This is a genomic window from Pseudomonas sp. BF-RE-22 (assembly GCF_019956155.1).
GTDB classification, from domain to species: Bacteria; Pseudomonadota; Gammaproteobacteria; order Pseudomonadales; family Pseudomonadaceae; genus Aquipseudomonas; species Aquipseudomonas migulae.
In genome coordinates this window covers 182,698-198,323 of the sequence record NZ_JAHBDD010000044.1, presented here as the reverse complement: position 1 = coordinate 198,323, position 15,626 = coordinate 182,698, and the positions used below count along the sequence as shown (strand labels likewise).

The window sequence follows — 15,626 nt, the reverse complement described above, 5'->3', positions numbered from 1 at the left end:
CCACGTTGAAACTGTCAAAACTGTAATCCCCGCTTCAGTCTGCTGAAAGGCATCGCCCGTTAGCCTCGTCGTCAAGTTGTCTCCCAACTGACGGACCGGGAATAAAAACGGCATGCACTCCAACACTTCAAGACGCACCTTCGTAAAGGGGCTGGCCGCGGGCGGATTGCTCGGCGGCCTCGGGTTATGGCGCACGCCTGTGTGGGCGCTCACCCGCCCTGGCGAACCGCAGATGCTCACGGGCAGCGATTTCGAGCTGTTCATCGGCGAAACCCCGGTCAACATCACCGGCAATCCGCGCACCGCGATGACCATCAACGGCGGCATTCCCGGCCCGCTGCTGCGCTGGCGTGAAGGCGACACGGTCACGCTGCGGGTGAAGAACCGGCTCAAGGAAACCACCTCCATTCACTGGCACGGCATTTTGCTGCCGGCCAACATGGACGGCGTGCCGGGCCTGAGTTTTCACGGCATCGAACCGGGCGGCGTGTACGTCTATCAATTTCAGGTCCGGCAGAATGGCACTTACTGGTATCACAGCCATTCGGGCCTTCAGGAGCAGTCCGGCGTTTACGGCCCGCTGGTGATCGACGCCAAGGAGCCGGAGCCCTTTGAGTACGATCGCGATCACGTGGTGATGCTGACCGACTGGACCGACGAAGATGCGGCCAGCCTGATGAACACCCTGAAAAAACAATCCGATTACTACAACTACAACAAGCGCACCGTGGGCGATTTCATCGACGACGTCAGCAAAAACGGCTGGGCTTCCACGGTCGCCGATCGAAAGATGTGGGCCGAAATGAAGATGAATCCCACAGACCTCGCCGACGTCAGCGGCGCCACTTACACCTATTTAATGAACGGCCAGGCGCCGGACTCGAACTGGACGGGCGTGTTCCGGCCAGGTGAAAAACTGCGACTGCGGTTTATCAACGGTTCGGCCATGACCTACTTCGACGTGCGCATTCCAGGGCTGAAAATGACGGTGGTCGCGGCGGATGGGCTGTACGTAAAACCGGTGAGCGTCGACGAATTCCGCATCGCGGTGGCCGAGACCTTTGATGTGATTGTCGAGCCGACGCAGGACGCTTACACCGTGTTCGCCCAGTCGATGGATCGCACCGGTTATGCGCGCGGCACGCTGGCGATGAAGGCGGGTTTGTCCGCGCCTGTGCCTGCACTCGATCCGCGACCATTGGTGACCATGGATGACATGGGCATGGGCGGGATGGATCACGGCAGCATGGCCGGCATGGACCACAGCGCGATGGGTGGCATGCAAGCGCATCCCGCGACGGAAAACGACAACCCGCTGGTGGACATGCAAGCCATGAGCACCTCGCCGAAACTCGACGATCCCGGCCTTGGCTTGCGCAACAACGGTCGCCGCGTCCTGACCTATTCCGACCTGCGCAGCACCTTCGAAGACCCGGACGGCCGCGATCCGGGCCGCACCCTCGAACTGCACCTCACCGGCCACATGGAAAAGTTCGCGTGGTCGTTCAACGGCGTGAAATTCTCCGATGCCGAACCGCTGCGCCTCAAGTACGGCGAGCGCGTGCGCATCGTGCTGGTCAACGACACGATGATGACCCACCCCATCCACCTGCACGGCATGTGGAGCGACCTCGAAGACGAGAACGGCGAGTTCATGGTGCGCAAACACACCATCGACATGCCCCCCGGCTCCCGACGCAGTTACCGGGTGACCGCCGACGCACTCGGCCGCTGGGCCTATCACTGCCACCTCCTGTACCACATGGAAATGGGCATGTTCCGTGAAGTTCGCGTGGAAGAATGAGGCGCTACCCATGACCAGACTTACACCGATTTTTCTCGCCGTTTGCACAACGGGCCTGACGCTTTCTTCGGCGAGCGCCGCCACCGGCGACATGCAGAACATGGATCACAGCCAGATGCCGGGCATGGACCATGGCCAGATGCAGGGCATGGACCATAGCCAGATGCAAAGCATGGACCATAGCCAGATGCAAAGCATGGACGACGGCCAGATGCAGCCCGCCGCTCCAACTGAAAGCCGCACGCCGATCCCGCCGCTGACCGATGCCGACCGCGCCGCCGTGTTCGTCAGCCCCGGCGGCCATAACGTGCATGACTCTGCACTCAATCACTACTTCCTCGCCGACAAACTCGAATGGCAGGACGCCGACGATGGCAGCGCGCTGGCCTGGGATTTATCGGGCTGGATCGGCGGTGACATCGATCGCCTGTGGCTGCGATCCGAAGGTGAGCGCAGCAACGGCAAAACCGAAGACGCTGAAGTCCAGGCGCTATGGGGCCACGCGATCTCGCCGTGGTGGGATGTGGTGAGCGGCGTGCGCCAGGACTTCAAACCCGGCGCCCCGCAAACCTGGGCCGCGTTCGGCGTGCAAGGCATGGCGCTGTACAACTTCGAAGCCGAAGCCACGGCGTTCATCGGCGAAGGCGGCCAGAGCGCGGCGCGGCTGGAAGGTGACTACGACATCCTGCTGACCAACCGGCTCATTTTGCAGCCGACCGCCGAGCTGAACATTTACGGCAAAAACGATCCGCAGCGGGGCATTGGTTCCGGGCTCTCCAACACCGAAGCCGGGCTGCGGTTGCGCTATGAAATTCGTCGGGAAATCGCCCCCTACATCGGCGTGACCTGGAACCGCACCTACGGCAAAACCGCCGACTACGCCAAAGACGATGGCGAGGATCGCAGTGAAACACGCGTCGTTCTCGGCGTTCGGCTTTGGTTCTGATCGCACTCACATCACCATCAAAAAAAACCGCTTCGAGCGGTAAAGAGGCCTTGCATGCGCACAATTAAAACCACCGCTGTTGTCATCGGCTTGCTCATGAGCACACTGGCTCAGGCGCACCCGAAACTGCTCTCCTCCACCCCGACCGAAGGTGCGGATGGCGCGGCACCGAGCACGATCGAACTGCACTTTTCCGAAAGCCTCATGACCCAGTTTTCCGGCGCGAAACTGGTCATGACCGAAATGCCAGGCATGGCGCATTCCCCGATGCCCATGAAAGCCAAAGTCACCGGCGGCAGCGACCCGAAAACCATGCTCATCACCCCGCTCTCGCCGTTGCCCGCCGGCAGCTACAAAGTCGAATGGCGCGCGGTGTCTTCGGACACTCACCCGATCACCGGCAACGTTACGTTCAAAGTGAAGTGATTGATGAGCGACTGGGTCAGCATTGCACTGCGGTTTGGGTTGTATGTGGATTTGATGGTGCTGTTTGGGCTGGGTTTGTTCGGGCTCTACAGCCTTGCGGGCCGGGAGCGGGTGTCCGGGGCGGTGCTGCCGTTTCGGCCGATCCTTCAGGTGACGGCCGCGTTCGGCGTGCTGTTGTCTGTGGCGGGCATGCTGACGATGGTGAGTGCGATGAGCGGAGAATCGGACTTCACCGAGCTGCGACCGCATGTCCAGATGATGGTGTTCGAGACGGATTTCGGGTTGGCCTGGGCAGTGCGCATCACCGTGCTGGTTATCGCCGGTTTGGCGGTTACGCTCAATGACCGTGCGCCGGGACTCAGCCTGCTGATTGCGTCTTTTGCCGGCGCTATCGCCTTGGCCAGCCTGGCCTGGAGCGGTCATGGGGCGATGGACGAAGGCAGCCGTCGTTATTGGCATTTTGCGATGGATATTCTGCATCTGTTGGCGGCAGGCGCGTGGTTGGGTGCGCTGGTTGCGTTTGCGCTGATGGCGAAAATCAACGCGCTGAAAACCGCAGAACGCGTCAGATTACTGGCTCGGGCTGTCGCTCGATTTGAATCGGTGGGCGCGGTGATCGTGGTCGTCATCACGGTCACGGGCGTCGTGAATTACCTGTTCATCGTCGGGCCGAAGCTTGATGACTTGTTGCTAAGTACCTACGGGATTTTGCTGTTTATCAAAGTGGGGTTATTTGCCGGGATGCTGGTGCTCGCCGCGTTGAACCGGTTTCACCTTGGGCCGTTCCTGGAGCGGTCGTTACGGGAGGGGAAATACGAAGTTGCCGCCAACGCGTTGCGACGCAGCATGGTTGTTGAGTTTGCGCTCGCGGTGTTGATTGTGGGGCTGGTGGCCTGGCTGGGGACGTTGAGTCCGGAAATGGAGGCCGCTGCGCAATAGCCAATCGAGCAGCAGAATCCGAAGTACTTATAACCATCGGCGGGAAAAATTAAGTACTCTCAGCCCCAATCCATCACGGAAGTCGGGTACACATGAAAACCAATAAATGCACAGTAATGCTCGGTAGCCTGCTCGCACTATCGTTCGGCGCCCAGGCCGAACAATCGCACCTGGACAGCGTCATCCAGCAAGGCCAACTACGCGTGTGCACCACGGGCGATTACAAGCCCTACACGTTCAAAGCCGAGAACGGCGAATACTCGGGCATCGACATCGCCATGGCCCGCTCGCTGGCCGACAGCCTTGGCGTCAAGGTCGAGTGGGTACCGACCACCTGGAAAACCCTGATGCCCGACATGCTGGCGGGCAAATGCGACATCGGCATGGGCGGGATCTCCGTCACCCTGGAACGGCAGAAAAAAGCCTTCTTCAGCACCACGCTGGACGTCGACGGCAAAATCCCGTTGGTGCGCTGCGAAGATCAGGCGAAGTATCAGACCGTCGAGCAAATCAACCAGCCTTCGGTTCGCTTGGTCGAACCGGCCGGCGGCACCAACGAAGCGTTCGTTCACGCCTTCCTGCCCAAGGCGCAATTGAGCCTTCACGACAACGTGACCATCTTCCAGGAGCTGCTGGACAAGAAGGCGGACGTGATGATCACCGATGCGTCGGAGGCGTTGTATCAGCAAAAACTCAAACCCGGTTTGTGCGCGGTGAATCCAGGCCAGTACATGCAGTACGGTGAGAAAGCTTATTTATTGCCGCGAGACGACATGACGTGGAAGTTGTACGTCGATCAATGGCTGCACCTGGCCAAAGTGACGGGCAACTACCAGAAAGTTTTAGGCCAGTGGATCGCCACACCCGAGACTAAATAGGCTTATTTCAGGTAACAGCTGGGCGAACAGGCAACGGCAGGATTACCGCGCCGTTGCCGGTCAGTCGTCGTGCAACAGTCCCGAACCGTATTCACCGAAGCTGCTGCCCAATGCACTGCCATGGAAGTTCAGCTGACTGTGGCTATTGGTCGGGCCAGGACCGAAGCCGGCGGACGGCTCGAGGTCTTCTGAATAGTCGTTATGGGTGCTGACGCCCGAACAGGCGCTCAACAGCAGCGCACCACCGATCAGCAAGACTTTGAAGAAGTTCGAGATCATTTTTCAGGTTCCCTGTGGCCGGAGGTGGGGTGATGCAATCTTCAGTGTCCATCCTAGGCTGCGAACCCGGCAGCATCGTGAAACTTCACGCAGCGACAGCATTTGTTCAGGTATTCCGATTTCCCGAGCCCTCCAAAAAGGCTGTGGACGGTGGTGTTCGCAAGTTCGACAGGCTGCTGCAGCTGCTAAGCTCTGCGTTCAGTGCCCGCACAAAAAACAACATCCGCCGCGAGAGAAAGGAAGCATTGAATGAGTGGAATCACCGTTGATGACAAACATCGTCTTGCCCTGGTTGACGCATTGCGCTGTTTTGCATGCTTCTGGGTGGTTCTGTTTCATTTATCCGAAGGAAATCACATCCCAACCCTGCTGGCAGCCATTCCAGGCTGGTTGAAATACATGGTCTTTGACGCAGGCCATTTGGGAGTGCCTATATTTTTCGTACTAAGCGGCATTGTCATGGCGACCACGACATCCCGGGTGCCAATGAATAACGTGAACGCCACAAACTTTGTGGCACGTCGCCTGGTACGCCTCGCCCCTCCCTACTACGCCGCCATTGCACTGGGCGTGGCCGTGATCGCCGTAAAACACATGCTTGGGCAACCCGGAATCGAAATCCCCGGCGTGACGGCCATACTCGCCCACGTGCTGTTTCTCCAAGATTTCCTTGGCATCAGAAACATCATCACGGTGTTCTGGACCCTGTGTATCGAGGTGCAGTTCTACATCTTTTTTGCGGTGCTGCTGTGGTTAGCCGATCGTGCTGGAGAGGGTGTAACACCCAAGCGTCGCAACCTCTGGATTTGGGGCAGCGCATTGCTGGCGATGCTGTGGCCCGCCGGGATAATTCATGCGATAGGCTGGAAAGGCGGATTTATTGCGTTCTGGTTCAGCTTCATGGCCGGGGTGCTGTGCGCTCAAACCCTGAGCGGCACTAAACAAAGCCATTACATCGCCATTGGTTACTGTGCATTGGCGCTTGTTATCGGTCTTGCAACTAAAAACTCATTCACCATTGCTGCCGGGTTGACGGGCTTACTGTTCTGCTTCCTGGTTAATCGCTCCACCACGCTGGGTTTTATATCCAGCTACCCCGTGCAGAAAATTGCCCTGATTTCCTACAGCCTGTACTTGTTCCATTCTCCTGTGACCGGTTTCTTCATGCGCGTTTACCGGGCTTTCATGCCAACCGGCCTTTTCTCGGATGCACTGGCCGCCGTCCTGATCATTGCAACGTGCATCGCATTCTCGGCCATGGCCTATCTATTGTTCGAACGTCCCGCCATCGCGTGGAGCAGACGCATCAAGTTCAAGCGCCCTGATGCCGTCGTTCTGAATCGTACGTAAAGTCAGGCCAACCTGAGTCGCCCGCTCGCGGTCACAGACAGGGCTTGTCGGTGGTAGTGAACTCCAGAAATGAAAAAACCTCGCTTTGGCGAGGTTTTTTACATAACAAGGATCGACGTCAGAAAGCCTCGACAGGCTTCTTGGCCTGCTGAGCCATTTTGTGCTCATCGAGTTTCGGGAAAGAAAATTTGATGATGATCATGGACTCATCGCCCTCACCAGAAACAATCAAATCAGCCCCTCGAATGTTGTCAGGCGCTGATGCCACCACGCTATGAGCGCTAGAAGCACCACTGGCCGAGGTAATTCCTTCAAAAAAGGTGTAGGTCAAATCGTTGGCGGCCAAAGCAACACTCTCGTAATTCGAGAGCTTGGCGGCGTATTCATCTTTGTTTTTTACTTTGCCTGCGAGATCAACAAGGTCCAACACCGATTTCCCATCCTTGCGGAGCGCTCTTTTTCATTACGACCTGATCGATTGACTACCGCGCCCATCCGAGCAGCACTCACAGGGCGACGCATTGACGTACTCACCCAGCAATAGGGATGGCTGCCTGCCGTCTACCTCATCGTTTCATCGATGAAGTCCGCTTTCTGGCTCACATACTTTGGTCTGAGGTGATCCCCATCTTTGTACATAGGTTCATCATCAGCATCAACTCCTGAGCAATTGGGAGTGCATAAAGAGTCCATCGGTTTTATAACCATAGCCCCGGCGCTTTTGGCCACCTGCGCCAAATCAGTCTGGATTTGTCCGTAAGCCTTTTCCAGTTCATCACGCGGGATCCCGTTGCTCTTGAAAGACATTAATTTCGGAAACGCTGTCAGATCGCGCTGGACCATGGATCGGGGATCAAGTTGGTAACCTGCCGGAATATTGAGCACCAGATACACCCGCTTATCCAACGCTCGAAGTTCCTTGATGTACGCACCCAGCTTGCTCAATGCATCAACATACTCAGGGCTTCCAACCCCGAATTTACTGGCCATGAATACGCCGGACTTAAGATAAGCGTTCCAGAGTGAGCCAATGACCACGGTATCAACTTCAGGCTTTTCTTTCGCCAACCTCAGAGCGTCCTGCATTAATGTCGCACAATGCTGGTGGTTTAAATCGTAGAGCATACCGGGAATGGCAAGGCACCCCCCACCTGTCTTGAAGATGACCCCACTGGTCTCCTTGGCGCCACCCGAGATCAACACTTCAGCGCGAGGAAAATACTGCTCGATATTTGAATCGCCCACAAACAGTGTGACCGACGGCTTCTCCGATCGCAGGTAGTAATACTGGACGCCCTCAAACTTTTCATTCGAAAGTGTTCCAGGGTAACCCCACTCATTAGACGCCTGAGTGACTTTGGCAAACTCCTCTGCCCTGGACGGTACTCCGCCGCTTAGAAATGCGTGAAGTCCAACCAAGCCGACAATGACCATTATTACGCTCAGAGCAGCGGTCTTGATCCAGGTTTTCTTTCCGAGCCGGATGGGCTTTTCGATCAGGCGATAGGTCAACCAGGCCAACACAACACTGAGCAGCACCGCCCCCAATCGAGCCCAAGGCGAAACCTCGAAGGCGAGAATTCGCAAAAACGAGAGAATCGGCCAGTGCCACAGGTAAAGCGGATAGCTGATGATCCCAACGAACACCATCACCCGGTTAGCCAGCAAGACTCGATTCACCCATCCATCAGGCCCGGCGAGAATCAGCAGGAACGTTCCCGAAACCGGCAACATTGCCCACCAGCCGGGAAACGGCATTTTCTTGTCGATCAAACAAAAACCCGCAACAAGAAGAAGCAGTCCAACAATCGACAACAGGTTGTTGAGTATCGCGTTACGTTGAGCCAGCAGCGGCGGGTGACGGAACAGAACCGGATGAAACACCCAGCGCTGCATCCACCCGGTAAACTTCGCTTGCCTGAACAGTTGCAGGTACGCCAGAACTGCCCCCGCCAGCAGTTCCCAGAAACGGGTTTGCGGCAGAAAGAACGTCGCGGTGGGATCGTCGGTCACTCTCGCGACATTCAACACTAGCGAGACCAGTCCCAAAATCAGAACGACCGTCAGGACGTTGAACCCCTTGCGCCACGCCAGAAGGATCAGCACCGGATAGATCAGGTAGAACTGCTCTTCAATGGCCAGTGACCACAGATGCAAAAGCGGTTTTAATTCCGCTGAGGTATCGAAATACCCCACCTCTTGCAACAGGACAAAGTTCTGCACGAAGCCGGCGCCAGCCACCATGTGCTTGCCCAACTGTTTGAACTCGTAGGGCAACAACACAAACCAGCCAAATACGTAACAGGCCGCCAACACGACAATTAAAGCGGGGTAAATGCGCTTGATACGATGGGCATAAAACTCAGTGAAACTGAAATCACCGCGATGCATTCCTCTGAAGATGATGCTGGAGATCAGAAACCCTGAGATGACGAAGAAAATATCGACACCAATGAACCCGCCCTGCAACATTGACGGGAACGCATGAAATATAACCACGGACAGAATGGCCACGGCTCGTAAACCGTCGATGTCTGCACGATAGGCTGGTTTGGATTTAACGCTGCGCGATACAGATTTCGGATTGCTCAAGCTGTCCATGCTGTACTTCTAGAGTAAAAAGTCGCGCAGTGTACCTTTCCCTTCGCCTTCTTTCCAAACAGCTTTCGTCAACTTTGTTATTTAAACCTTACTCCTGCCTCCCCGCACTCATTACAGTCGCCGTACTTGTCTGACACTCCTACAGATCCGGTCTCTGGTCTTGCGCTCGACCGCCTGACTTTCCTGATAAACTGGCACACCCTTTTGCGTAAAACACTGGCAACTGGCAGTGAATGAGAAGTCGACGAATGCAGAGCACATTGGCAGAAAACCTGGCCCTCCCGGCAAATTCGGTCTCCAGGAGATTTTCTGTTGCCCCCATGATGGATTGGACAGACCGCCACTGCCGTTTCTTCCTGCGCCTGCTCTCCAGGCACGCTCTCCTCTACACGGAAATGGTCACCACCGGCGCGCTGCTCAATGGTGATCACGACCGTTTCCTGCGTCACAACGAAGCCGAACACCCCCTCGCCCTGCAACTCGGCGGCAGCGTGCCGCTGGACCTGGCCGCCTGCGCACGCATGGCTCAGGACCACGGTTACGACGAGGTGAATCTCAACGTCGGCTGCCCAAGTGATCGGGTGCAGAACAATATGATCGGCGCGGTGCTGATGGGGCATCCGCAGTTGGTGGCGGATTGCGTGAAGGCGATGCGTGACGCGGTGTCGATTCCGGTGACGGTGAAGCACCGGATCGGGATTAACGGACGGGACAGTTACGAAGAGTTGTGTGATTTCGTCGGCACGGTTCGCGACGCCGGGTGCACGAGTTTTACGGTGCATGCGCGGATTGCGATTCTGGAGGGGTTGTCGCCGAAGGAGAACCGCGACATTCCGCCCCTGCGTTATGACGTGGCGGCGCGGTTGAAGGCGGATTTTCCGGAGCTGGAGATTATTCTCAACGGCGGGATCAAGACGCTGGAGGCTTGTCACGAGCATTTGCAGACCTTTGACGGTGTGATGCTCGGTCGTGAGGCGTATCACAATCCTTATGTGATGGCTGAGGTGGATCAGCAACTATTCGGCAGCACGGCGCCGGTGATCACTCGGGCGCAAGCGCTGGCGCAGTTGCGGCCTTATATCGCGGCGCATATTGATGCAGGCGGTTCGATGCACCACATCACCCGGCATGTGCTGGGGCTGGGCACCGGGTTTCCGGGGGCGCGCAAGTTTCGGCAGTTGTTGTCGGTGGATATCCATAAGGCCAAGGAGCCTCTGGCGTTGCTGGATCAGGCGGCGGAGCTGCTTGAAGGGCGTTAACGGTCACCCGCGTTGAACCTGCGCCCGGATTTGGCATCGTATTTACGGACACCGCGCCCCGCCTTTCAAACATCCGTTTTCCAGATGTTGCCGCCGGGGCCTTCGATACGTACATGTGCCCTTGAGTGGCTGTCAGCGCTCGGGTAATGTCATTAGACCCATAGGACAGAGCACGCCCATGACTTCCAAGCTGGAACAACTCAAACAGATGACCACCGTGGTTGCCGACACCGGCGACTTCGAAGCGATCGCTCGCGTTAAACCGGTGGACGCTACCACCAACCCTTCCCTGCTGCTCAAAGCCGCGGCCATTCCCGGCTATGCCGAGTTGTTGAACGCTTGCGTCAGCGACTGCAAGGGTGATGTGGGCCTGGCCAGCGACCGTTTTGGCGTCGCGGTAGGGCAAGAGATCCTGAAAGTGATTCCGGGCCGTATTTCCACTGAAGTGGACGCGCGCCTGTCGTTCGACACTGACGCCGTATTGAAGCGTGCGCACCGTCTGATCGAGCTGTATGAAAAGGCCGGCATCGGCCGTGACCGCGTGCTGATCAAGATCGCCTCCACCTGGGAAGGTATCCGCGCTGCCGAAATCCTGGAAAAAGAAGGCATCCAGACCAACCTGACATTGCTGTTCTCGTTCGCCCAGGCGGCGGCGTGCGCCGATGCGGGTGTGTTCCTGATTTCGCCGTTCGTGGGCCGTATCTACGACTGGTACAAGAAGGCCAACGGCAACGACTACACCGGCGCGGATGATCCGGGCGTGCAGTCGGTGACGCGTATCTACAACTACTACAAGGCCAATGACTACAAGACCGTGGTCATGGGCGCGAGCTTCCGTAACCTGAATCAGATCGAGCAACTGGCCGGTTGCGACCGTCTGACCATCAGCCCGGACTTGATCGATAAGCTGGCGGCGGACACTGGCAAGCTGGAGCGTAAATTGGCGCCAGGTCATACCGGTGAAGCGCGCTTGAGCCTGAATGAAGCGCAATTCCGCTGGTTGTCCAACGAAGATGCGATGGCGACCGAGAAACTGGCGGAAGGGATTCGTCAGTTTGCCCGGGACCAGGAGAAGCTTGAGGCGCTGTTGCAGGCCAAGCTGTGATCTAGTTCAGCGCAATGCAAAAAGGGCGAACCTTGATGGGTTCGCCCTTTTTTGTGTGCGTTTGTTTGATGCTCGCTTTGGGGATGCGGGGGCTGTCAGGCCGCCATCGCCGGCAAGCCGGCTCCTACACAGATGATGATTTTGTAGGAGCCGACTTGCTGGCGATGAGGCCAGTACAGGCTTCCTACCTTTTCAAAGGATCAGTGACGCTCGAGCGCATTCACCAGATCATGAAACGCTTCACGATTCGAATCATTCAGCCCCATGAGGATCTTGTGCGCTTCCAGCACTTTGATCCGCACCACTTCTTCCGACTGGTCCTGGTCAGGCAAGTCGGTCAGGCACTCAGGGCACGGGATCGGGCGGTCAACGATGTTGAACACCTGCTCGAAGCCCATGGACTGCAACAGACGGGTGATGTCTTCGTGGGTGGTGACGACGGTCGGCAGCAGGCCGACTTTCTGCCGCGACAGAATCGACAGTTTGGCCAACAGGCCAAGGGTGGTGCTGTCGATGCTGCGGGTTTCGGTCAGGTCGATCACGATCGCGTTGAAGTTCAACGCCGTGAAGATCCGCTCAATAGTCGCATCCAACGCCGAACACAGGGTCAGGCGAACTTCACCGACGAACTTCAGGACGAAGGTGCCGTCCTGCTCGGCGAACTGGATTCTACCGGTACTCATTAAAGATTCCTGCTCAACACCAACAGGGCGATATCATCCGGCATCTCCCCTAGCGTGGCCAATCCAAAAACCTGCCGCAGCCCATCCAGGGTGCCGCCCGCTGCCTTGACCCGCTGGGGCAAAGCCGCTTCTTTTTCTTTGAGTGTAGGTTCTGGCAAAAGGTCCAGAATGCCATCGGACATCAGCGTCAGGCTGAAGGTCGGCGGCAGCTCCAGCACGTGATCTTCGTAGGTGGCTTCATTGAAGAGGCCCACCGGCAGACCACGCCCTTCCAGATATCGAACACTGTCTGGCGTGTACAACACAGGCAACGGCAAATGACCACCGATGCTATAGGTCAACAAACCTGTCTCCTCGTCGATGACTCCACCGACCATTGTGACGTGTTTACCCAGCTTACAACTGATCAGGCCCCGGTTGATATGACCAAGGACCTCTGAAGGCTTGAATTCCGGCAATGTGCCGTTGCGCTTGGATTCGAACAGCAAGCGCGTGGTCATGAATTTCAGCAGCACCGTAACGAAGGCTGAAGAAGCGCCATGACCGGAAACGTCCGCCAGGTAGAACGCTACCCGACGCTCGTCGACCCGAAAGTAGTCGACGAAATCACCCGACAGATACAAAGACGGGATGATCTGGTGTGCAAACTTGAATTCGTCAATGGTCCAGGGGCTGACCGGCAGCATGTTCATCTGCACCTGGCGACCGGCATTCTGGTCTTCCTGGAGCAGGTTCAGGCTGGCTTCGAGCTCGCGATTGGCCTTTTCCAGCTTCTCACGGTAGCGCTGGTTTTCCAGCAGCAGACGCGCGCGATCCAGGGCCCGGCGCACAGAGTGCTCGAGCACGGCCAGATCTTCGAGAGGCTTGATCAGGTAATCCGCCGCGCCCAGGCGCAAGGCCTCGACCGCGTCGTTCATCACGCCGGCACCCGAAACCACAATCACTGGGGTTTGCGGTGACCGCTCGGTGACCTGGCGAATGAGTTCGAGTCCGCCCATCTGCGGCATGCGCAGATCGCAGATGACCAAGCCGGGCTTGTCTTGCTCGAATACCTGAAGACCCTGCTGGCCATTGCTGGCCTGCAAGACGCTGAAACCACTGTCTTCCAAATAGGCGGCGAGGCTCGCGCGCACTACTTCGTCATCATCGATTATCAGCAGCGTGGCACTGGTTTTTGGCATGTGGGCAAACGGCGCCAGAATTAGGTTGGCGTAGCAGGCTGGGCAATTGACCCCGCACACACTACTGGATTCGCTTTCTAGCCTCTCTGTTGCACCGCTTTCGGGCATCGACCCTACTGACAGGCACACCAGAGGTGCCCTTCTAAGGCGCAGACGGTACTCCCATCCGCGGGGCGTTTCAAGCTCACGCCGATGGTCGCTTGACGTCTTTACTTGTCAAATCACCGAGAGTTATAAGAACTGATAAAACCGTAACCCAATGGAAGGATGAAGCCCATGAGCCAAACCGAACGGGACTACAGCGAAAAGCGTGATTTCATCCGCATGCGAGTCGATGCTGATGTCGCGCTGATTCATGAAGGGGACGAAGTTGCAGCCGTCTGCATCGACCTTTCCAGCAGTGGCATGCAGGTTGAGGCACCGCGTCGGTTCAAGGTCGGCGACCGGCTCAGCGTGCGGATCGACTCCGATCATGCGGCACTCAAAGGGCTCGAAGCCGACACTGAGGTGGTCCGGGTTAAAGAACAGGACGGCGCCAGTCAGAAACTCGGCCTTACAATCTTGAAAATGAAATAACCCGGATCCAAAACCAAAAAAGGCGGCCATCAGGCCGCCTTCTTCGTTTTTACCGGTCGAGATCAAAAATCGTCTTCGACCTGACCGTCTTTGACTTTGAACTCGCGGTTCTGCAAGTACGCATTGCGGATGAAGGTGTACTTGTCGCCGCTGATCAGCTTCTCGGCCGACAGCAGGCTGGCGCGGGTGTCGACGACGTTCAGGGCGAAGATCGAGTTACGCACCGGTACGTCATGGATGTACGGGTATGGGCCGGTGTAGCCATCGACAAACTTGGCAGGCGCATCACGCAGAGTGCTTGGGCCCAGCAACGGCAGCATCACGTACGGGCCGCTTCCTACACCCCAATAGCCCAACGTCTGACCGAAGTCTTCGTCGCTGCGGTTCAAGCCCATCTTGGTGCCCACATCGAAGAAGCCCAGCAGGCCGAAGGTGGTGTTGAAGATCAGGCGTGCGGTGTCGACGCCGGCAGCAGCCGGTTTGGCCTGCAAGATGTTATTGGCAAGGTTGGTGACATCACCGACGTTGCGGAACATGTTGTGGATGCCGTCTTCGAGAAATTGCGGGGTCACGAACTGGTAGCCCTGCGCCAGAGGCTTCAGCGCATAGGTGTCGAGCACGTCGTTGAACTTGTAGATCGGACGGTTGATGCTTTCCCAAGGGTCCTCTTCCGTGGCTGCCTGGGCAGCGAACGGAGCCAGCAACACACTGGCGCACACACACAGCTGAGCTAGATGATTGCTCCAGCGCATAGAAAAACTCCTTGGTTTGTACTGGCACGAGCATCTTGGCCCGGGCATTAAGCTGGCTAGTATAAGACGGAAAAGCCGCTTTAGGCAGCATCGTGCGTGATGGCCTACGGATGATTCGCCATGACTGTGAGCGATTCACATCCATGTCACTCAACTGTCACCGGCGGCGCATAGCCTTGACGCTATTTCAGGGATGTTGACATGCCGCACGCCGAAACCTTGCCCCTCGCCGCCCCTAGCCTGACCGCCGTCCTGTTTGGCCTCAGCGGTTGCCTGGTGGACTTCGGCGCCCGCACGCGCCAGCACGGCGACCATTGCGCCGAGCATGCCGAAGTCACACCTGGCGCTCTGGACAGCCTGCACAGTTTGCAGCGCCAACAGATTCCCTGTGCCTGGCTCGACGAACTTCCTCCCGCATTGAGCCTCTCGCTGGCCGCCGCCCTGCCCGACTGGGTCAAGCCGTCGCAACACCCCGCAACAATCAATCCGTGGCCAGCACCGAATGCATGCTGGCAAGCCTTGATGGCGCTGAATGTCGGGCAACTGGATGGTTGCGTGCTGGTCAGTGGCGAACCACGATTGCTGCAATCGGGCCTGAATGCCGGGTTGTGGACAATCGGCCTGGCCTCCTGCGGCTCGCTCTGCGGGCTGGCGCCCAGCGAATGGCAGGCCTTGAGCCAAAAGGAACGCGAACACCTGCGCGGCAAGGCCACCGTGCAATTGTTCGGCCTGGGCGTGCATTCGGTGATCGATCACCTCGGCGAACTCGACACCTGCCTGGCCGACATCAGCCTGCGTCGGCTCAAGGGTGAAAAGCCCTGATCGAGATCATGCAGGTTGCGCGCGA

General features: G+C 57.4%; 17 protein-coding genes. 11 read left to right on the top strand and 6 right to left on the bottom strand.

Translation table 11 applies throughout. From position 1 onward, the window contains the following. Nucleotides 1-112 precede the first annotated feature (112 nt). The 5 genes from KGA82_RS20795 to KGA82_RS20775 all read left to right on the top strand — a co-directional run bounded on the left by KGA82_RS20795 (nt 113) and on the right by KGA82_RS20775 (nt 4,993). Entirely contained in the window at nt 113-1,804 is a 1,692-nt protein-coding gene (locus KGA82_RS20795) for a copper resistance system multicopper oxidase (RefSeq protein ID WP_223452227.1), read from the top strand. 10 nt (nt 1,805-1,814) lie between these two features. Then, nucleotides 1,815-2,750, top strand: a complete 936-nt coding sequence (locus KGA82_RS20790) for a copper resistance protein B (RefSeq protein ID WP_223452224.1) — start codon at nt 1,815-1,817, stop codon at nt 2,748-2,750. 54 nt (nt 2,751-2,804) lie between these two features. Further along, nucleotides 2,805-3,176, top strand: coding sequence for a copper homeostasis periplasmic binding protein CopC (gene copC, locus KGA82_RS20785; RefSeq protein WP_008028354.1), 372 nt, complete (start codon nt 2,805-2,807; stop codon nt 3,174-3,176). Nucleotides 3,177-3,179: 3 nt separating this feature from the next. Further along, nucleotides 3,180-4,115 (top strand): copper homeostasis membrane protein CopD, encoded by a 936-nt coding sequence (gene copD / locus KGA82_RS20780; RefSeq protein WP_223452218.1) that lies wholly within the window; start codon nt 3,180-3,182, stop codon nt 4,113-4,115. Nucleotides 4,116-4,207: 92 nt separating this feature from the next. After that, nucleotides 4,208-4,993 carry a transporter substrate-binding domain-containing protein gene (locus KGA82_RS20775; RefSeq protein WP_008037675.1) on the top strand — a complete coding sequence of 262 codons (786 nt, stop codon included), beginning with the start codon at nt 4,208-4,210 and terminating at the stop codon, nt 4,991-4,993. Between the two features lie 60 nt (nt 4,994-5,053). Here the strand turns inward: KGA82_RS20775 and KGA82_RS20770 are convergent, their stop codons facing one another. Then, nucleotides 5,054-5,272 carry a hypothetical protein gene (locus tag KGA82_RS20770; protein WP_008037677.1) on the bottom strand — a complete coding sequence of 73 codons (219 nt, stop codon included), beginning with the start codon at nt 5,270-5,272 and terminating at the stop codon, nt 5,054-5,056. A gap of 32 nt (nt 5,273-5,304) precedes the next feature. Between KGA82_RS20770 and KGA82_RS20765 the strand changes: the two genes are divergently transcribed. Next, entirely contained in the window at nt 5,305-5,541 is a 237-nt protein-coding gene (locus tag KGA82_RS20765) for a hypothetical protein (protein ID WP_008037679.1), read from the top strand. Next, complete coding sequence (locus tag KGA82_RS20760; RefSeq protein WP_223452216.1) at nt 5,522-6,622, top strand: acyltransferase family protein; 1,101 nt, start codon at nt 5,522-5,524, stop codon at nt 6,620-6,622. The genes KGA82_RS20765 and KGA82_RS20760 overlap by 20 nt, the downstream gene beginning before the upstream one ends. A 118-nt stretch (nt 6,623-6,740) precedes the next feature. On the opposite strand, the gene KGA82_RS20755 is transcribed toward KGA82_RS20760, so the two are convergent. After that, nucleotides 6,741-7,049 carry a hypothetical protein gene (locus tag KGA82_RS20755; RefSeq protein ID WP_223452215.1) on the bottom strand — a complete coding sequence of 103 codons (309 nt, stop codon included), beginning with the start codon at nt 7,047-7,049 and terminating at the stop codon, nt 6,741-6,743. 134 nt (nt 7,050-7,183) lie between these two features. Next, nucleotides 7,184-9,223, bottom strand: a complete 2,040-nt coding sequence (locus KGA82_RS20750; RefSeq protein ID WP_223452214.1) for an acyltransferase family protein — start codon at nt 9,221-9,223, stop codon at nt 7,184-7,186. Between the two features lie 248 nt (nt 9,224-9,471). Here KGA82_RS20750 and dusA point away from each other — a divergent pair, with 248 nt between their 5' ends. Then, on the top strand, nt 9,472-10,482 hold the full coding sequence (gene dusA / locus KGA82_RS20745) for a tRNA dihydrouridine(20/20a) synthase DusA (RefSeq protein ID WP_223452212.1): 1,011 nt from the start codon (nt 9,472-9,474) through the stop codon (nt 10,480-10,482). A 178-nt stretch (nt 10,483-10,660) separates the two neighbouring features. Beyond that, nucleotides 10,661-11,587 carry a transaldolase gene (tal, locus tag KGA82_RS20740; protein WP_008028427.1) on the top strand — a complete coding sequence of 309 codons (927 nt, stop codon included), beginning with the start codon at nt 10,661-10,663 and terminating at the stop codon, nt 11,585-11,587. 200 nt (nt 11,588-11,787) lie between these two features. Here tal and rssC read toward each other — a convergent pair whose 3' ends face one another. Continuing rightward, nucleotides 11,788-12,270 carry an anti-sigma factor antagonist RssC gene (rssC, locus tag KGA82_RS20735; protein WP_007935262.1) on the bottom strand — a complete coding sequence of 161 codons (483 nt, stop codon included), beginning with the start codon at nt 12,268-12,270 and terminating at the stop codon, nt 11,788-11,790. Beyond that, on the bottom strand, nt 12,270-13,451 hold the full coding sequence (rssB, locus tag KGA82_RS20730; RefSeq protein ID WP_032832382.1) for a two-component system response regulator RssB: 1,182 nt from the start codon (nt 13,449-13,451) through the stop codon (nt 12,270-12,272). Before rssB ends, rssC begins: the two co-directional genes overlap by 1 nt. Before the next feature lie 276 nt (nt 13,452-13,727). On the opposite strand from rssB, the gene KGA82_RS20725 reads away from it, so the two are divergent. After that, on the top strand, nt 13,728-14,027 hold the full coding sequence (locus tag KGA82_RS20725) for a PilZ domain-containing protein (RefSeq protein WP_008037695.1): 300 nt from the start codon (nt 13,728-13,730) through the stop codon (nt 14,025-14,027). A 62-nt stretch (nt 14,028-14,089) separates the two neighbouring features. On the opposite strand, the gene KGA82_RS20720 is transcribed toward KGA82_RS20725, so the two are convergent. Further along, nucleotides 14,090-14,779 (bottom strand): VacJ family lipoprotein, encoded by a 690-nt coding sequence (locus KGA82_RS20720; RefSeq protein WP_223452210.1) that lies wholly within the window; start codon nt 14,777-14,779, stop codon nt 14,090-14,092. Nucleotides 14,780-14,980: 201 nt separating this feature from the next. Here KGA82_RS20720 and KGA82_RS20715 point away from each other — a divergent pair, with 201 nt between their 5' ends. Further along, entirely contained in the window at nt 14,981-15,601 is a 621-nt protein-coding gene (locus KGA82_RS20715) for a hypothetical protein (RefSeq protein ID WP_008037697.1), read from the top strand. The last annotated feature ends 25 nt before the right edge of the window (nt 15,602-15,626 follow it).